Raw genomic sequence first — 17,587 nt, forward strand, 5'->3', positions numbered from 1 at the left:
GGAAACTGCCCCCTTTTATGCATGATAATCCGATTTTCCTTTGACGTAATCCTTATCGAACAAGAACAGACGGAACAAAAGATACAATGACGGCAACAACAGGCCAAGGCCAGCGATGAATGCGATGATCAACGCAATCGCCATCGCTTCATTGGTAAAGCTGTCGTAGATCGTCAGATACGGATACAGCAGATACGGATAATGGGAAACGCCGTATGCGAAGAAGGCTGTAAAGAATTGGCCGACCAGCAGGATAAAAGCGAGCCCATAATTCTTTCTTTTCCATATCAGATAGACCGTACCGGCGAACAGCAGGAACGAAATGGCGAATGCCCACCACAGGTCAAGGATGCGGCTGAAATGTTCCGGGTTATGATCCCGCAGTTCATAAATGATGCCAGTTGCCGTCACAATTGCGGGTCCTGCCCATACCAGCGCGTATTTCCGCATCAAATCGGTCGCTTTGGCATCTCCTGCCTTATTGGCGTACCACGTCAGAAATACGGCCGATATATAAAGCACTGCCGTGAGACTGAGGACAACGATGCTCCACATCAATGGACTTGTGAAAAGCGCCCAATAATCGAGATATGGCTGGCTCCCCTCCATTTTGATGAATCCGCCTTCGGACATGGCAAGCACCGGTGACAGGGAAGCCGGGAGCAGAAGCCCCGACAATCCATACATATAAATATAGCCCCGATGATTGATTTTAGCGCCGTATGTGGCAAAAGCATAATAGGAACCGCGAACCGCCAGTAAAACAAGAGCGATACTTGCCGGAATCAGTAAAGTGGTACCGTAATAAAATGCAGTTAGCGGGAAAAATCCTATGATTCCCACAAAGAAAAACACAAAAAACACATTCGTAACTTCCCATACCGGCGATAGATACCGCTGAATGATACCTGTCAGGATATGCTGTTTGTTGGTGAAAGCGCTATAGGCGTTGAAAAATCCGGCTCCAAAATCAATGGATGCCACAATTACATACAGAAACAGGAACAGCCAGAGAACCGAAATACCAATTATTTCTAAAGTCATTCCGGATCACCGCCTTTTCCACCTTTTTGTCGATCAGCAAGTTCTTTTTCCACCGGGTTGCGTTTATACATCCGGGACAGCACAACAATCGTACCAACTCCGAGGATAAAATACAGGCCAGCGAACAGGATAATCATCAGATCGACTTGTCCGCTTGTCGTTGCTGCCTCGCTGGTTCGCAAATACCCGCGCAGTATCCAAGGTTGGCGTCCCACTTCTGTAAACCACCAGCCGGCCTCGATTGCGATCAATGCGAGCGGCCCTCCCGCTACCGTCAGCCAGCGGAACCATTTCTTCGTAATAATCGCCCAGTTGCCCCAAGTCCCGAAAAGGAAAACAAAGGAGAAGAATGCCAGCCACATGCCGATTGTAACCATCGTATCGAAAAGGTAATGGATCCACAGTGGCGGTCTTTCATCTTCCGGGAATTCATTCAGACCGGTTACTTCAGCACCCGGGACTCCATGCGCCAATATACTCAGTGCATAAGGTATTTCAATCGCGTACTTCGGCTCCTCTCCGTCAAGGACACCGAAAAGAATCAGTCTTGCTTCACCTTCCGTCTCAAAATGCCATTCAGCTGCTGCAAGTTTTTCAGGCTGGTATTCCGCAAGATATTTACCCGAGAAATCACCAATGAGAGCTGTGGCAATTGAAAACACAAAACCGAGTTTCATTGTCAGAAGCAGCGCTTTTTTATGATAAATATGATTGGAGCCCTGGACGAGGCGCAAAGCCGCAATCGATGCAAGTACAAATGCACTGGCCATGAAAGCCGTCGCCATAACGTGGGCGACTTTGGTTGGCATTGCAGGATTGAACATCGCGAGCAGCGGGCTGACGTTGACCAGTTCGCCATTCAAGATATCAAAACCTTGCGGCGCATTCATGAAGGCATTAACGATTGTAATGAATACAGAAGAAGCGGCTGCCCCCAAAGCAACAGGGATCAGCAGCAGCAAATGCTTACGCTGGTCCTCAAAGCGATCCCATGTATATAAATAAATACCAAGGAAAATTGCTTCAAAGAAAAACGCAAAAACTTCCATGAATAATGGCAAGGCGATTACATTCCCCGCCAATTGCATAAAGTTCGGCCACAGCAGCGACAATTGGAGACCGATTGCAGTTCCTGTCACTACTCCGACGGCTACCGTTATGACAAATCCTCTCGCCCATCTGCGGGCAAGCAGAATATAATGATCATCGTTCTTTTTTATCCCGACCCACTGAGCGATTAAAATCATCAGCGGAATGCCGACTCCGATTGTTGCGTATAGAATATGAAATGAAAGAGTCATCATGGTCAGGATACGGCTTAATAACACTGTATCTTCAAATCCCATTTACCTGTCCCTCCTGAGGAATATATTTCTCCGTAACTAACATACAATTATTGTACCCTAACCAAGGTCCATGAATCTTCTGTAAGGAATGTTTTAAACCCGATATTTCCGGAAACTTTGAATAAGCTGTGACAATAAAAATAAGGTATCACTTGAAATTTACCTGAATTTTTAGTATTCTATAGAGAATTAAAATAAAGGGTGATTCATATGGAAACAAGCAGAAAAGTTTTTGCCTACATCACAAGAGGTCCAGAAGAAAATCGTGAATTGCTGGTTTTCGAGTACAGAGGTGAACCTGAAGTCGGCGTACAGGTGCCGGGTGGTTCTATCGCAGAAGGCGAAATGCTCATCGATGCACTTTATAGGGAAGTCCAGGAAGAAACCGGACTTCCGCGCGACGTATTGGATTTTGCCGGTAAGATCCATAAGTATAATTATTATCCTGAACACCGGGATAAAGTGTATGAACGCAATATGTTCCATTTCGAATACACCGGAGAAAAAGTCGATGAGTGGGAACATACCATCAAAAGCAGTGGCCGTGACAATGGCATGACTTTGCTGTTCCGATGGGAACCGGTCGATGATTTGCCTAAACTCGCAATGGAACAGGACACAGCGATCGAACTATTGTAATTATGTAGGCACATCAAAAAGAAGCCTGGCAATTCTCTGCTAGGCTTCTTTTTTATGGTTTCCTCGATGCGGATGATGCAGATCGATTAACCGTTAATTTATGTCTTTATCTTGTAAAGACTGTATGGGAACCAGTACTTCTATATGTTTCTCGAGGTTTTGGAAAACCGCCGGTAAAACGCCACCGAATTCACCGTCAAGATTCAACATGACCCGTTCCTTCGATGTAACTGAAATCCTGCTGGCTTTGGCATAAATGACATGAGGGTTTGTTAGATGCTCTCCCCGAAGTGCAAGTGAAGCCAAACGGATAAACTCGGCCATATTCACTTCTTTCAGAATCAGCAAAGTAAATTTCCCGTCATTGATGCTGGCATCCGGTGCAAGTTTTTCGAAGCCGCCGACTGAATTGGTCAAACCGATCAGAAACATCATCGCTTTGTCGTCAAACACTTCACCGTCATATTCAATGCGTACATTGGACGACCGGATCGACGGCAGCATCTCAATGCCCTTCAAATAATAAGCCATCTGGCCAAGAACCGTTTTCAACTTGCTTGGAACTTCATAAGTCAGCTCCGTCATTCTGCCGCCACCGGCTATATTGATGAAATAGCGGTCGTTCATCATCCCCACATCCACCGGGATCGAATCCCCCTGTAGGATAATGTCTACAGCTTTGGTAATATCACGGGGAATATGTACCGCACGGGCAAAATCATTTGTCGTGCCCATTGGAATCAATCCAATCTTCGGTCGCTTCTCAAATGTTGAAATGCCGGATACCACTTCGTTCAATGTCCCGTCTCCTCCGACTGCCACAATCAGATCAAAACCTCTTTCGACAGCAGCAATGGCTGCGGCTGTTGCGTCGCCTTCGCAGGTCGTGGCATGGCACGACGTTTCGTAACCGGCTATCTCCATTTTTTCCAGTACTTCCGGCAGATGCCTGCGGAATAATTCCCTGCCGGATGTGGGATTATAAATAATTCGTGCTCGTTTCATAGGATTTCAGCCTTTCTCCACTTACTCTAGAAAATAAGACAATAAACAGAAGTTAAAAGTTCCTTAAATTACAAAGTCTTCATTTTGAAAGTGATTTTGTCAAAACTGCTTTCAACTCTTCGTAGACACTGTCCCAGTATTCACTTTTGTAAACAAATCCGTCAGTGATTTCACCGATCACTGTTTTAAAATGCAAGTCGTATTGCGGATCTTCTTTTTCGGGTAATTTCGCTTTCAGCCCGTCGACAAATTCCTGGACCATTGCAGATCTCGGACCCCAGTCAGCCAGCACTTCCCCGTCCTGTGATAAAAAGACGTATTTCGGAATGGAACGGCTGCCATTTGTCAGATAACGATCCATCAATTCCAGGTTTTCATCCCGGTAAACACAACGAACTTCGAGGTCAGCCGCATCTGCGATTTTACGCAAAATCGCATTATTCATCATGGCATCTCCACACCAGTCTTCAGTGATTACCAGAATTTGAGGATTTTTCTCTTTCAAAAGTGCGAAAAATTCTTCATCTTTCGGCAACTCGAATTTTTCATAAATCGAATAGGATTTCTCTTGGTTGGATTCCATTTGAGACATATATTTTTCAAGAGTTATCGCATTTTCAAAATAATTCTGCTCTACTGACATACTATCACATCTCCTTTAAAATAAGTTTACTTGTCTTCCCTAAAAGCTTCAAATGTTATTGCTCTGAATAAGAAAAGCGGCAACGGCCGCTCAGCTCCGACATGCACTGGAGGGCTTGAAAGTAATGGCGCTTTTTGCCAATGCTGGAAAGACCGAAGCGACTCGAGGAGTTGGCCGTTGGAGTCTGGACATAAAAAGGATGGTCCATTTGCGGACCATCCTCCCCCCTTACCTTTTACCTATTTCTTCCAATAAAATCTTATTCAGCAACGGCGGATTTGCCTGTCCTTTGGTCGCTTTCATAATCTGCCCGACAAGGAAACCGATTGCGCGGTCTTTGCCGTTTTTAAAGTCTTCAATCGATTGCGGGTTGGCATCCAGTGTAGTCGTGACATATTCACGCAAAACGCCTTCATCCGAAATCTGGACGAGTCCTTTTGCTTTGACGATATCATTGGCGTCGCCGCCGTTTTCAATCAATTCACGGAATACTTTCTTGGCAATTTTCGATGAAATTGTGCCGTCACCGATCAATTTGATCATGCCGGCCAGGCCAGCAGGCGTTAATGCCGTATCAGCCAATTCTTTTTGTTCAGCGTTCAGGTAAGCAGAAACTTCGCCCATCAGCCAGTTCGAAACGAGTTTGGCATCTGCGCCTTCAGCAACCGTCGCCTCGAAAAAGTCGGAAATCGGTTTAGCCAGCGTCAGCACCATGGCGTCATAAGGGGACATCCCCAGTTCAGCCACATAACGGGCTTTACGTGCATCCGGAAGTTCCGGAATTTCAGCACGGACTCGTTCAATCCAGGCATCATCAATAACGATGTCGACAAGATCCGGTTCAGGGAAATATCGGTAATCATCGGATCCTTCTTTTATGCGCATCAGAACCGTTTTAGCGGTCGTTTCATCATAACGGCGTGTTTCCTGCGGAATTACACCACCCGACAGGAGTACTTGTTCCTGGCGAACCTGTTCATGCTCAATCCCTTTTCGTACGTAGTTGAACGAGTTCAGGTTTTTCAATTCCGTTTTCGTGCCGAATTGCTCCTGACCCCATGGACGCAGTGAAATATTCGCGTCACAGCGCAAGGATCCTTCCTCCATACGGACATCGGAAACGCCCGTATATTGGATGATCGCTTTGATTTTTTCGAGGAAAGCGTACGCTTCATCCGCCGTGCGCATATCCGGTTCAGAAACAATCTCGATCAAAGGTGTTCCCTGGCGGTTGAAATCAACCAGTGAATGGCCGTTGTCCGTATGCGTCAGTTTCCCTGCATCTTCTTCCATATGGAGACGGGTGATGCCGATGCGTTTTTTCTCTCCATTGACTTCGATTTCGATCCAGCCATGTTCACCGATCGGCTGGTCAAATTGGGAAATTTGATAAGCTTTCGGGTTGTCCGGATAGAAATAGTTTTTGCGGTCGAATTTAGTGTGGCGTGTAATTTCGCAATTTAATGCCAATGCCGCTTTCATTGCCCAATCGACTGCGCGTTTATTGACTACCGGCAGGACCCCGGGATAACCGAGGTCGATTTCATTTGTATTGGTATTCGGTTCTGCGCCGAAATGTGCAGGTGAAGGTGAAAACATTTTGGAGTCGGTTTTCAGTTCAACGTGCACTTCAAGCCCGATGATCGTTTCAAAATTCATTGTGCTGCTCCCTCCCATAATTGAGGAGTTTTTTTGTGGAAATCTGTCGCCTTTTCAAAAACGTCAGCTACACGATAAACCGTTTCCTCGTCGAAATAATTTCCGATGATCTGCAAACCGAGCGGCATTTCGCCTGCAAAACCGCAAGGAACCGAAATCGCCGGAACCCCAGCCAGGTTTACAGGAATCGTCAGGATATCGTTGGCATACATTGTCAACGGGTCATCGATGATTTCCCCGATTTTAAATGCCGGAGTCGGTGTTGTCGGACTTACAATGACATCGTAATTTTGGAATGCATCATCAAAATCCTTTTTGATCAATGTGCGCACTTTTTGCGCTTTTTTATAATAAGCGTCGTAATAACCCGAGCTTAAAGCGTAAGTTCCAAGCATTATGCGGCGCTTCACTTCATCGCCAAAACCTTCCGCACGCGTATTCATATAGAAGTCGAGCAGGCTGCTCGCCTTATCCGTACGGTAACCGTAGCGGATGCCGTCGAAGCGGGAAAGGTTGGAAGACGCTTCCGAGGAAGCCAATAAATAGTAAGTGGCAAGGGCGTATTTGGAATGAGGCAAGGAAATTTCTTCCCAGATTGCGCCTTTTTCCTTCAATACCTCAAGTGCGTCGTAAACTGCCTTTTTCGCTGATTCACTGACGCCTTCTCCGAAGTATTCCTTTGGCACACCAATGCGAAGCCCTGTGATGTCGCCAGTAAGAGCTGCCGCGAAATCCGGTACTTCCACATCTGCTGAAGTCGAATCCTTTTCATCATGGCCGGAAATCGCCTGCAGCAGCAAAGCATTGTCTTTTACATTGCGTGTTACCGGTCCGATTTGGTCCAATGAAGAAGCAAAAGCGATCAGTCCGAAACGGGAAACACGTCCGTATGTAGGTTTCATTCCTACAACGCCACAGAATGCTGCAGGCTGGCGAATAGATCCGCCTGTATCCGAACCGAGTGTAAACGGTACTTCACCTGCTGCAACAGCAGCTGTCGAACCGCCTGAAGATCCACCAGGCACGTAATCGGTGTTCCATGGATTTCTTGTCTTCTTGTAATAGGAGTTTTCGTTTGATGAACCCATTGCGAATTCGTCCATATTCAATTTGCCGACGATCACCATTCCTGCTTCTCTTAGCTTTTCGACCACCGTTGCATTATAAATCGGGTCAAAGCCCTCAAGAATACGGCTTGACGCAGTCGTAACCAATCCTTTAGTCATGATATTGTCTTTAACGCCAATCGGTAAGCCGAATAACGGCCCGCGCTGTTCCATCGGTGTGTTATCCATTTCAGTGGCTGTTGTAGTCGCCTGTTCTTCGTTCAATGCCAGAAAAGCATCGACTTTCGGATCAAGTTCATTGATGCGGTTAAAAGTTTCTTTTGTCAGCTCTGAAATCGTTGCTTCATTCTTACGAATCAATTCCTGCAACTCCGCAGCTGTCTTGTCATAGAATTTCATGGTTTCCCTCCTCACATCTATTCCAGAATCGTCGGAACCTTCACTTGTCCCGCAATATGTTCTTTAACGTTTTTCAAAACTGTTTCACGCGGCAAGCCTGGTTCCGCTTTATCTTCACGCAAAACATTGACCATCGGCAATACATGCGTAGTCGGCTCCACATTATCTGTATCCAGTTCGTTCAGAAGTTCCATCGCATTCGTGATGGCTTCCAATTGTTCCGCAAAATGGACCGCTTCTTCATCAGTAATTGCCAGACGCGCCAAATGCGCAACTTCGATCACTTCTTCTTTTGTCATTTTCGCCATTTCTTTACACCTCCGAAATCAGTAAACATACGCTATATCGTACCATTTTTTAAAGGAAATGAATAGAGACAGCCGCCGTGGCTGCCTCCATTTCAATTGAATCTATTCATAAATATGGACAACCGGTTCGGTTTCGTTGGCTTTTCTCAAAATCAGCGCTTCCGCTCCATTTACAGAATGCAAATCGACTTGCACTTGGATATTCTCAGGAAAATGCTTCATGACAAGCCCTGTCAAATATTGTGTAAAGCCGATGACTTCCGAGGATCCATAAAACTGGATGGGAATTTCAATCTGCAGTTTGCGGATCGAGTCTCCCTGATAAAATCCTGTTCCGATGACACTTGTGAAATTCGAGAAGTATTCTTCCACATCCTGCTTGAAGTTCTTGAAAGATGTATCCACTTCCCGATATTTCTCTTCGGGATTAGATGATGGGAAAATAACGTATTCCTCGCTGATAGGATTCCAGTTGGCAACCGCCGTGTCACCGCCTGGAGCAACACCGTAAGTGAAATAACTTCCGGCGGTTATCGTACTGCGGCTTTCCTGCTTGAAAAGTCCAACAGTGATCGGTATGTCTGCCATTCCTTCTTTTTGTCTCAGCCGATTGACGATTTCATCCGCCATGCGCTTGCCTTCAGCCTCCAGTTGCTCCTGGGATATCGTTTCTTCATAAGAAACACCTTCTGCATTTTTGCTGTAATAGACCGAATTGAGTGCAAGTCCGACTGACACACCACCCAGCCTGATCGTGTCTTCATTGGTTTTCACAAGATAATTTTGCTCGATGATGTGCGCAAGGATTTCGGGCGGTGGGTTATCACGGGGTTCATCCCCTTCCTCCGCCTCTTCAGCAGGTGCGGCCCTCTTGTCTTCCGCATTCAATCCTGTTGGATTATCTTCTCCGTGGTAACGGCGAAGCCATGCAGTGATTTCTTCATCCGTTATGATCTGGCCTTCCTGAAAAAAATAATCGTCAGGCGAAAACTGATTTTGGGACAGTCGCAATAGACCTTTTTCCGCTTCTTCAATATCGTAGCGTGAATTCATCCGATTGATGATTTTCCCTCGCGTGGCACTTTGCTTATAAGGTAAAAGGGTCCGGTAAAATTCTTCATCCAGCTGCATGCTTGGAATAATTGCCGTTTCCACTTCCTCCGTGCCGATGACTTCTGTTTCATTCGTCTCCGACGGCACACAGGCTGTAAGCAATAAAATGCTGGCTGGGATCATCCACCAAATGCGTTTCATGTTCAATAATCTCCTCATTTGTTCAATTCCTCGATCAATTGCTGTTCATTCCAGATTTCAATTTTCAAATCTGTCGCTTTGTCCAATTTGGATCCGGCTTCTTCGCCTGCAATCAGCAAATCGGTTTTCTTGCTGACGCTGCCGGACATTTTGCCGCCCATCGCCTCAATGCGTTCAGTTGCTTCGGAGCGAGTCAGCTGTTCCAATTTACCGGTCAAAACAATTTTCTTGCCGGCAAATGCGTTCGAGCCCGCTTCCACCTGGACCCGTTTGCCGGTATAAGTAAGATTGACGTTTTCATTTGCTAAACGTTCCACGAGAGCCCGAACTTCTTCACTGTCGAAATAAGTGACGATGGCATCTGCCATTTTATCGCCGATTTCATGGATGTCCATCAATTCTTCAAGTGACGCTGCCATCAGCCTTTCCATCGAACCGAAATGTTCGGAAAGGATGCGGGCCGCTTTTTCGCCGACGTGCCGGATACCCAGTCCAAACAATAACCTTTCCATTGAGTTGCTGCGTGACGCGTCAATCGCCGCGATTAAATTGGATGCCGATTTATCGCCCATCCGTTCCAATTCAAGCAATTGCTCTTTTGTCAGTTTATAAATATCCGCAATATCAGCAATCAGCCCTTCCTGATAGAGCTGTTCAATAACTTTTTCACCAAGCCCATCGATGTTCATCGCATTGCGTGACACAAAATGGATCAGGCCTTCCGTGATTTGAGCCGGACATTTCGGATTGACGCAGCGGAGTACCACTTCGCCTTCGATCCGCACCAGTTCCGAATCACATGCCGGACAATTCTCCGGCATATGGAAAGGTTCTTCATCGCCTGTCCGCAGTTCGATGAGCGCCCGGACCACTTCCGGGATGATATCGCCCGCTTTTCGGATGATGACTTTATCGCCGATCCGGATATCTTTTTCTTTGATCAGATCTTCATTGTGCAACGAAGCCCGCTGAACAGTCGATCCGGCAACCGATACGGGATCAAGGATCGCAGTCGGTGTGACAGCGCCGGTGCGCCCGACACTGAGTTCGATATCGCGAAGGTTCGTCATCACTTCTTCGGCAGGGAATTTATAAGCCGTTGCCCATTTCGGGCTCTTCGCCGTAAACCCGAGTTCCTGCTGCTGAAGAAAGCGGTTGACTTTGATGACAATGCCATCGATTTCATAGGACAGCTTCAGACGCTGTTCTGTCCAGGTTTCTATATATTCGAGCACTTCCTCGACGCTGCGACAAACTTTTCGTTCCTCATTCGTCTTGAAGCCGAGTTTATTTAAATAAGTCAGCGATCCATCGTGATTGTCAAGTCCGTAATTTTCTGCGTCCCCGCCGATTCCGTAGATGAAAACATCCAAATTTCGGCTCGCCGCTATTTTGGGGTCGAGCTGACGAAGCGAACCGGCAGCAGCGTTGCGGGGATTGGCGAAAACTTCTTCTCCCTTGTCGCCGCGCTGCTCATTCAATTTAAGGAATGATTGTTTCGGCATGAAGACTTCACCGCGCACCTCAAGCGATACCGGCTCTTTCAACTTCAATGGAATTGAACGGATCGTCCGCAGGTTGACGGTGATGTCTTCGCCGACACGGCCATCGCCGCGCGTTGCACCACGGACAAACTTGCCGTTTTCGTAGATTAATGAAACTGCGAGCCCATCTATTTTCATCTCACAGACATATTCAACCTGTTCCCCAGCGCCGTTCCTGACACGCTTATCGAATTCCCGCAAATCATCTTCACCGAAAACATTCGACAAACTCAGCATCGGCCGGTCATGTGTCACTTTTTCAAAATTGGAGATCGGTGCTCCGCCGACCCGCTGCGTCGGTGAATCCGGAAACACCAGATCCGGATACAGAGTCTCCAGTTCAATCAATTCATGGAGCAATTGATCGTAAACCGCGTCAGGAACCTTCGGATTATCCAGCACATAATAGGCATGGCCGTAGGTACCGAGCAATTCATTCAATTCACTCACCCGTTGTTCCGCCTTGATACGGTCCATAATATACCTCCCGGTTAAACTTTTTCGATCGGCGCGAATTTGGCCAGAAGCCGTTTGATGCCGACTGGGCTTGGGAATGCGATATCCAGTTCTGTCTGTTCGCCTTCCCCTTTGACACCAACCACAGTGCCCGTACCCCATTTTTTATGCGTCGCTTTATCGCCAGGATTCCAGCCAAGCTTGTCGCCGCCCGATTGCTGATAGGCGGGACGTGATACCGCCGCGCGTTTCGGCGTTTGCTTATAGCCTGTTGCCGCGCCGGCACGGTGCTGTGCAACCGTCTGCTCAATCAACTCTTCAGAGATTTCTTTAATGAATCGGGAAGGCATATTCCAATTGCTCTTGCCGAACAGGGTCCGGGAAGTCGCATGGGTTAAGAACAGCCTTTTTTCAGCTCTCGTAATCCCGACATACGCCAGGCGCCGTTCTTCTTCCATTTCTTCTTCATCGTTATTGGAACGCGAATGCGGAAATACGTTTTCTTCCAGTCCGATGATGAAGACGACCGGAAATTCAAGTCCCTTCGCCGCGTGCATCGTCATCAGGATGATCGGTCCGTCCGCTTCCTCTTCGTCATCGAGTGAGTCGATATCCGAAATCAGCGCAAGATCCGTCAGGAAAGCCACCAATGATTTATCGTCACTCTGCTTTTCGAAAGTTTGGGTCACCGTCAGGAATTCATTCAAGTTTTCGAGGCGGCTTTCGCCTTCGATCGTCTTGTCGTTCTGCAGCATCTGGCGGTAGCCCGATTTTTTCAGAACTTCTTCCACCAATTCAGTGACTGACAGATATTCCTGCATTTCCGTGAAACCGGCAATCATGGCACGGAATTCCAATGCCGTTTGGGCAATTTTAGGTGAAACGCCCATAAAATCGACTTCCTGCAGCGCATCCATGATGGTGCGATCCTGATCGATGGCGAAAAGGGCCATCCGTTCAAAGGAAGTTGCCCCGATGCCGCGCTTCGGTTCATTGATGATGCGCGCCAGGGACAAATCGTCGTCATTATTGGCGATCAGCCGCAAATAGGCGAGAAGATCCTTAATTTCCTTGCGGTCATAGAACTTCGTTCCACCGACGATTGTATAATGCATATTCGATTTGACGAACATTTCCTCCATGATCCGCGATTGGGCATTGGTGCGGTAAAGGATCGCAAAATCGGAAGTCTTATAATTTTCCTCTTGCATCAGCTTTTGGATAGTCTGCACGACAAATTGCGCTTCCTGGCGTTCATCTCCCGCTTTATGCAATGTGATGGCCGGACCTTCCGCATTGTCGGTATGCAATTCTTTCGGGTAGCGGCTCGTATTCCGCTTGATCACATCGTTCGCTGCCTGAAGAATACGCTTGGTGGAGCGGTAATTCTGTTCGAGCATGATGACTTTCGCATTCGGGTAGTCTTTCTCGAATGACAGGATATTCGTAATGTCGGCGCCGCGCCAACGATAAATCGACTGGTCCGAATCTCCGACGACGCAAATGTTTTTGTATTTGCTCGCCAATTTCTGGACCAGCTGATATTGTGCATTATTGGTATCCTGATATTCATCAACATGGATATATTGGAATTTATTCTGATAGAACTCCAGTACGTCAGGCATTGTGTTGAATAATTTCAGAGTAGTCATGATCAGATCATCAAAATCGAGCGACTGGTTTTTTCGAAGCCTTTTTTCATAGCCTTCATATACTTCAGCAATCGTTTTTTCATAGGGGTTATGTGGATTGGCGTTTGCCGCAAATTCACTGGCCGTGATGCACTCGTTTTTTGCCGATGAAATTGCGTTTAAAACCGTCCGTGGTTCGTATTTTTTCGGGTCGAGATTCTGCTGTTTCAGGACATTTTTAATAACCGACAATTGGTCGGTCGTATCAAGGATTGAGAAGCTTTTTGAGAAGCCCAATTTATCGATATCCCGGCGCAAAATGCGCACGCACATCGAGTGGAAAGTAGAAACCCACATGCGTTCACCCGTTCCGTGCCCCAACAGGCCGTCAATCCGGTTGCGCATTTCACGTGCGGCTTTATTCGTGAATGTAATCGCCAGGATATGTGAAGGGTAAACCTGTTTTTCCAGCACGAGATACGCGATTCTGTGTGTCAGCACACGGGTTTTCCCTGATCCGGCACCAGCCATGATCAGTAAGGGTCCGTCAGTCGCTTTGACCGCTTCTTCCTGTTCCGGATTCATTCCTTTGAGTAAGTTTTTCGTTATTAATTCCATTGCGCACCACCTCGAACGTTTGTTCTTATTATAACGATTGATCCATAGTTTCCGCAACCGCCTTGACGGTTCTAATCGCTTTTTCGATATCCGTATATATAATATTGCCGACCACTATCGTGTCAGCATGTTGCGCCATTTCCTGGGCTTTTTCGTTTGAATCGATGCCACCGCCATAGAACAGGCGGGTATCAGCCAAATGTTCTTTAACCTCTTTTACCAGATCAGGATCTCCGTAGATGCCGCTAAATTCCATATAGAAAATCGGCAGCCTGAAGAAATGCTCGGCCAAGCGGGCGTACGCCACAACATCCTCTGCATCCAGCACACAGTCGGCATCCGTCAAACGGGCCGCTTTGCAATCCGCATTCAGGATGCAATAACCTTCCGGAACCAGTTCTTCCCAGTCCATGAAATCTCCGTATTCGCGGATTGCTTCGTGATGAAGCCCTTTAATCCATTTCGGATTCCGGCTGTTCAAAACCGTCGGGATGAAATAAAAATCAAAACCCGGCATCACCGATTCGACCGTTGAAATTTCCAGCACAGCCGGAACAGTAAAACGCCGGACTCGTGCCATTAAATCAAGTACATTTTCGAGTGTGACATCATCGCTGCCGCCTATCAAGATGGCATCGGTCCCGGATTTACAAATTCGTTCCAAATGTCCATCGGAAATCTCTTTTGCCGGATCCAATTTGAATACATGCCGCCATGTTTGATAATCCATTTCGCTTCACCTGACTTCATATCGTTTTCATCTATTTATTATAACAAAGAAAAGCGCAAGCGCCCATCCAGCTCCGACAAGCGCTGGAAGTCTTGACGGTAATGGCGCCCTTTGCCATTGACGGCAAGGCTGAAGCGACTCGAGGGGCTGGGCGCTGGAGTCTGGACAAAGAAAAGGCCATCCACTAAGTCTAATCACAGACTTGATGGACAGCCTCTATTTCTCAGTTGCCGCATAAGCGGACTGAAACCGATTTCTGGATTCAACACCGTTTCATTCTTTCGGCAGCTGGAAAGGCTTTTCATCCGGATACAGTCTGCCCAGCATTTCATCATAGCCTTCGTTGCCATAGTTCAGACAGCGGCGCACCCGTGAAATTGTTGCCGTACTTGCGCCGGTTTCATTTTTTATCTTTTCATACGTTTTTTTCAGCCGCAGCATGCGCGCAACTTCAAATCGTTGGGATAATGACTGGATTTCACTGATTGTTGCCAGGTCATCGAAAAACCGATAAGCTTCTTCCCGGTCATTTAACGCCAATATCGCATCGATCAGTTGATCCGTTTGTGGACCTCGGATTTTATCTACTTGCATTCAGCTTTACCGTCCTTTCTTGATTATCCCTTTAGGAAAATAAGGAAACCTTGCATCGTTAACTAGCATTTTCCTTAATTCTATAAAAATCATCTTTCTCAAACTTGATGATGGTTCCCCTATTATCTCATGAACGCAGGGAACAGGACCTTTCTATTCATTACATCGTAAATGCCTTTTTGTGTCACGCGGACATACGGCAGATGGGTCGCCTGCAGGAACAATAATGTATAGATGGCATCACCATGTTTATAGCCCCGTTCCTCCAAGGCTTTCTTCAGAACCGTTTCCAGCTCCATGATCTGTTCCATCGGCAGATCGGACATGCCGCCACCATATGGAAGAGGGATATGGCAAACAGTTTCGCCGCCTTCCACCAGAACGATGCCGCCCTTCATCTCTTTCAATTTATCGAATGCCAGCCACATCTGTTCGCGATTTTTGCCGATCAGGATGATGTCGCCTGTATTCGAATATGACGAGGCAAACCCCTCTACTCCGGTAGTGAATCCTTTGATCAGGGTATTGACCCGCCATTTTCCGTGCTTGTCAATCAGCATCAGGAAGCTTTCGTCATGATTTTTCGACAGCGTCCCATCATGTGTATCAATATTAACCGAATATGGTTTGATGATGACATCATTTACCATATCAAGTCCGAATGGCATGGAAAATTGGAAGTCGTCCTCTGTGAGATCGAAATCCATTTCAAGATCCGGCAATACACCCCAATCGATTTCCGGGAGCGCCAGCACTTTTTCCCCGTCCCGTTTCAGCCATTTCCCGCTGGAAATAACACTTGATGGAACCGGATCATCGATCGAATCAAGAACATTGAGGTTCGCAAAACGTCCTGTCGCAATTAATCCATGCATTGCCGTCATATTATAATATCTTGCCACGTTATAGGAAGCCATCATATAGGCGTCGATTGCCGGCACTCCAGCTTCCAGCGCAATGCGGATGCACAGGTCCATGACACCTTCTTTATGGAAAGAAGGCGTCGAACCATCCGTTGTCATCATTAATTTATCGTATACATTCAACTCACGTTCGACAACGCCTTTCAACAGGCTCGACAAATCGGGTCTGATCGAGGAATGCCTTAACGTAACGCCGTAACCATGCAGCAAGCGCATTTCAACTTCATCAATCGTCATCGCTTCGTGGTCGCCGTCAGTTCCGAGCAATTTCATACGGGCCAGCGTCTTCTCAGATGCCCCGGGAAAATGCCCTTCTATTTTCTTGCGCGTCATTTTCGCTTTCTGGATCCAATAAAGCATCTGATCGTCGCCGTCCATCAATTTCGGCCAGCCGGTCAATTCACCACCGAGCAATACTTCAGGCCGGTCCAGCCATTCTCCCACCGATTTGGAAGTGAACAGCATATCCTCTTCTGTCAGCTCCGTCTGCGAATCAAAGCGTGTCCACCAATAGAATGTGAATGGCAGTTCATTAAGCTGATCAAGAATTGAAAACGCTTTCTCATTTTCCATCGACAGGAATAAAGTCAGATTATCGGAAATGAATGTGGTTGTTCCCAATTGCGCTGAATAATCCGCGAACGATTGAGGGTTATAAAGCTGGAAGGGATGTACATGGGGTTCGATATATCCCGGAACGATGAATTTGCCTGACATGTCTGCAACTTCCGTCGCTTCGCCAATCAATGGCATTTCCTGGCCCGCATAGACAATCCGGTCGTCATGAATCCAAATATTCCCTGTCATCCATTTTTTATAGATGCCGTGCAAATAATAGGCATTGGTCAGAACGAGATCCGGTGCCGCCTCCTTCGTAATAATTTTCAGCTGATTGCGCAATTCGATATTTTTCCAGAGTGGATTATCCATGAGCCCGCCCCTTTCCGTCACATATATAATACTTTATATACTAGCATAACAATGCTTTTAAATACAGTCGCACCGCTGAATAAATGGAACATTCTGATAGTGACCCAAGTCCAGTTCAATGAAAAAAGCCGGGGTGATGAAAGCAAAGCTTTCCTTCATCTCCGGCTTTTTGAAATTTTTGTTACCATGCTGACAGTTAAGAATTTTTAATAGGATTGTTGAACTGTTCAAGTACATCTTTTTTATCAGTTTCTTTGAATGTCAGGACATCGTCAACCGAGTCATAAGATTCCCCGTAGAAATGCTCATCCTTATAAGTGTGGATGTCTTTATACATTTTCTTCATCGCTTCAAATATCTCTTCTTCGGATTCATTGTTCGGAGCCCAGTAAAGGATCTCCATTGAATTCTCTTCACCCGTTGCAATCGACCGGCGGTTATAGCCAATTGAATTAGCATGTTCAAAACCTTCACGCGAATAGAAACGCAGACGTTTTTCAGAATCCGTATCTTCATAGTCGACAGGTTCAACTTCAAGAATGATCGGCTTGTTCTTGTCTTTCAACATCTGAAGTGTCTTGCTGCCGAGACCCATGCCGCGGGATTCTTTTGATACAAACAGGTAATCCACAAATGTGAAGTTGGGGAATTCCGCGTACATCAAAACATGATACGGTCCCTCGTCTTTATAGTAAACACTGCCTTTTTCCTTTAATAACGCATCCATATGATCTTTTGATTTCATTTCCTCAATCGGGAAATACTGGTTTAATTTTTCGTACCAATTCATGAATATT

The 17,587-nt window shown here is 46.5% G+C and carries 15 protein-coding genes; 1 reads left to right on the forward strand and 14 read right to left on the reverse strand.

Annotation, left to right across the window (positions count from 1 at the left end; genetic code table 11):
- Positions 1-15 precede the first annotated feature (15 nt).
- Positions 16-1,044, reverse strand: a complete 1,029-nt coding sequence (locus ACFQ1X_RS08160; protein WP_144840907.1) for a cytochrome d ubiquinol oxidase subunit II — start codon at positions 1,042-1,044, stop codon at positions 16-18.
- On the reverse strand, positions 1,041-2,390 hold the full coding sequence (locus tag ACFQ1X_RS08165; RefSeq protein WP_144840906.1) for a cytochrome ubiquinol oxidase subunit I: 1,350 nt from the start codon (positions 2,388-2,390) through the stop codon (positions 1,041-1,043). The genes ACFQ1X_RS08160 and ACFQ1X_RS08165 overlap by 4 nt, the downstream gene beginning before the upstream one ends.
- Positions 2,391-2,600: 210 nt before the next feature.
- On the opposite strand from ACFQ1X_RS08165, the gene ACFQ1X_RS08170 reads away from it, so the two are divergent.
- Complete coding sequence (locus ACFQ1X_RS08170) at positions 2,601-3,029, forward strand: NUDIX hydrolase (RefSeq protein WP_144840905.1); 429 nt, start codon at positions 2,601-2,603, stop codon at positions 3,027-3,029.
- Between the two features lie 93 nt (positions 3,030-3,122).
- On the opposite strand, the gene ACFQ1X_RS08175 is transcribed toward ACFQ1X_RS08170, so the two are convergent.
- The 12 genes from ACFQ1X_RS08175 to ACFQ1X_RS08230 form a co-directional block, all read right to left on the reverse strand.
- A complete protein-coding gene (locus ACFQ1X_RS08175; RefSeq protein ID WP_144840904.1) occupies positions 3,123-4,034 on the reverse strand; it encodes a diacylglycerol kinase in 912 nt (303 codons plus the stop codon).
- 79 nt (positions 4,035-4,113) lie between these two features.
- Positions 4,114-4,677 carry a thioredoxin family protein gene (locus tag ACFQ1X_RS08180; protein ID WP_144840903.1) on the reverse strand — a complete coding sequence of 188 codons (564 nt, stop codon included), beginning with the start codon at positions 4,675-4,677 and terminating at the stop codon, positions 4,114-4,116.
- A gap of 228 nt (positions 4,678-4,905) precedes the next feature.
- Positions 4,906-6,336 carry an Asp-tRNA(Asn)/Glu-tRNA(Gln) amidotransferase subunit GatB gene (gene gatB / locus ACFQ1X_RS08185; RefSeq protein WP_144840902.1) on the reverse strand — a complete coding sequence of 477 codons (1,431 nt, stop codon included), beginning with the start codon at positions 6,334-6,336 and terminating at the stop codon, positions 4,906-4,908.
- Entirely contained in the window at positions 6,333-7,802 is a 1,470-nt protein-coding gene (gene gatA / locus ACFQ1X_RS08190) for an Asp-tRNA(Asn)/Glu-tRNA(Gln) amidotransferase subunit GatA (protein ID WP_144840901.1), read from the reverse strand. Before gatA ends, gatB begins: the two co-directional genes overlap by 4 nt.
- A 17-nt stretch (positions 7,803-7,819) precedes the next feature.
- Positions 7,820-8,110: an Asp-tRNA(Asn)/Glu-tRNA(Gln) amidotransferase subunit GatC gene (gene gatC / locus ACFQ1X_RS08195; RefSeq protein WP_144840900.1), complete on the reverse strand. Its 291-nt coding sequence runs from the start codon at positions 8,108-8,110 to the stop codon at positions 7,820-7,822.
- Between the two features lie 102 nt (positions 8,111-8,212).
- On the reverse strand, positions 8,213-9,364 hold the full coding sequence (locus ACFQ1X_RS08200) for a CamS family sex pheromone protein (RefSeq protein ID WP_144840899.1): 1,152 nt from the start codon (positions 9,362-9,364) through the stop codon (positions 8,213-8,215).
- Between the two features lie 14 nt (positions 9,365-9,378).
- Positions 9,379-11,385 (reverse strand): NAD-dependent DNA ligase LigA, encoded by a 2,007-nt coding sequence (gene ligA, locus ACFQ1X_RS08205; protein WP_144840898.1) that lies wholly within the window; start codon positions 11,383-11,385, stop codon positions 9,379-9,381.
- 14 nt (positions 11,386-11,399) lie between these two features.
- Positions 11,400-13,613, reverse strand: a complete 2,214-nt coding sequence (pcrA, locus tag ACFQ1X_RS08210; RefSeq protein WP_144840897.1) for a DNA helicase PcrA — start codon at positions 13,611-13,613, stop codon at positions 11,400-11,402.
- A 28-nt stretch (positions 13,614-13,641) separates the two neighbouring features.
- Complete coding sequence (gene pcrB / locus ACFQ1X_RS08215; RefSeq protein ID WP_144840896.1) at positions 13,642-14,343, reverse strand: heptaprenylglyceryl phosphate synthase; 702 nt, start codon at positions 14,341-14,343, stop codon at positions 13,642-13,644.
- A 273-nt stretch (positions 14,344-14,616) separates the two neighbouring features.
- Positions 14,617-14,937 (reverse strand): YerC/YecD family TrpR-related protein, encoded by a 321-nt coding sequence (locus tag ACFQ1X_RS08220; RefSeq protein ID WP_144840895.1) that lies wholly within the window; start codon positions 14,935-14,937, stop codon positions 14,617-14,619.
- Positions 14,938-15,059: 122 nt separating this feature from the next.
- Positions 15,060-16,790, reverse strand: a complete 1,731-nt coding sequence (locus ACFQ1X_RS08225; protein ID WP_144840894.1) for an adenine deaminase C-terminal domain-containing protein — start codon at positions 16,788-16,790, stop codon at positions 15,060-15,062.
- A gap of 196 nt (positions 16,791-16,986) precedes the next feature.
- Positions 16,987-17,580: an N-acetyltransferase gene (locus ACFQ1X_RS08230; protein WP_144840893.1), complete on the reverse strand. Its 594-nt coding sequence runs from the start codon at positions 17,578-17,580 to the stop codon at positions 16,987-16,989.
- Between the last annotated feature and the right edge of the window lie 7 nt (positions 17,581-17,587).

It is taken from the genome of Metaplanococcus flavidus, from assembly GCF_042675885.1.
GTDB lineage: Bacteria > Bacillota > Bacilli > Bacillales_A > Planococcaceae > Planococcus > Planococcus flavidus.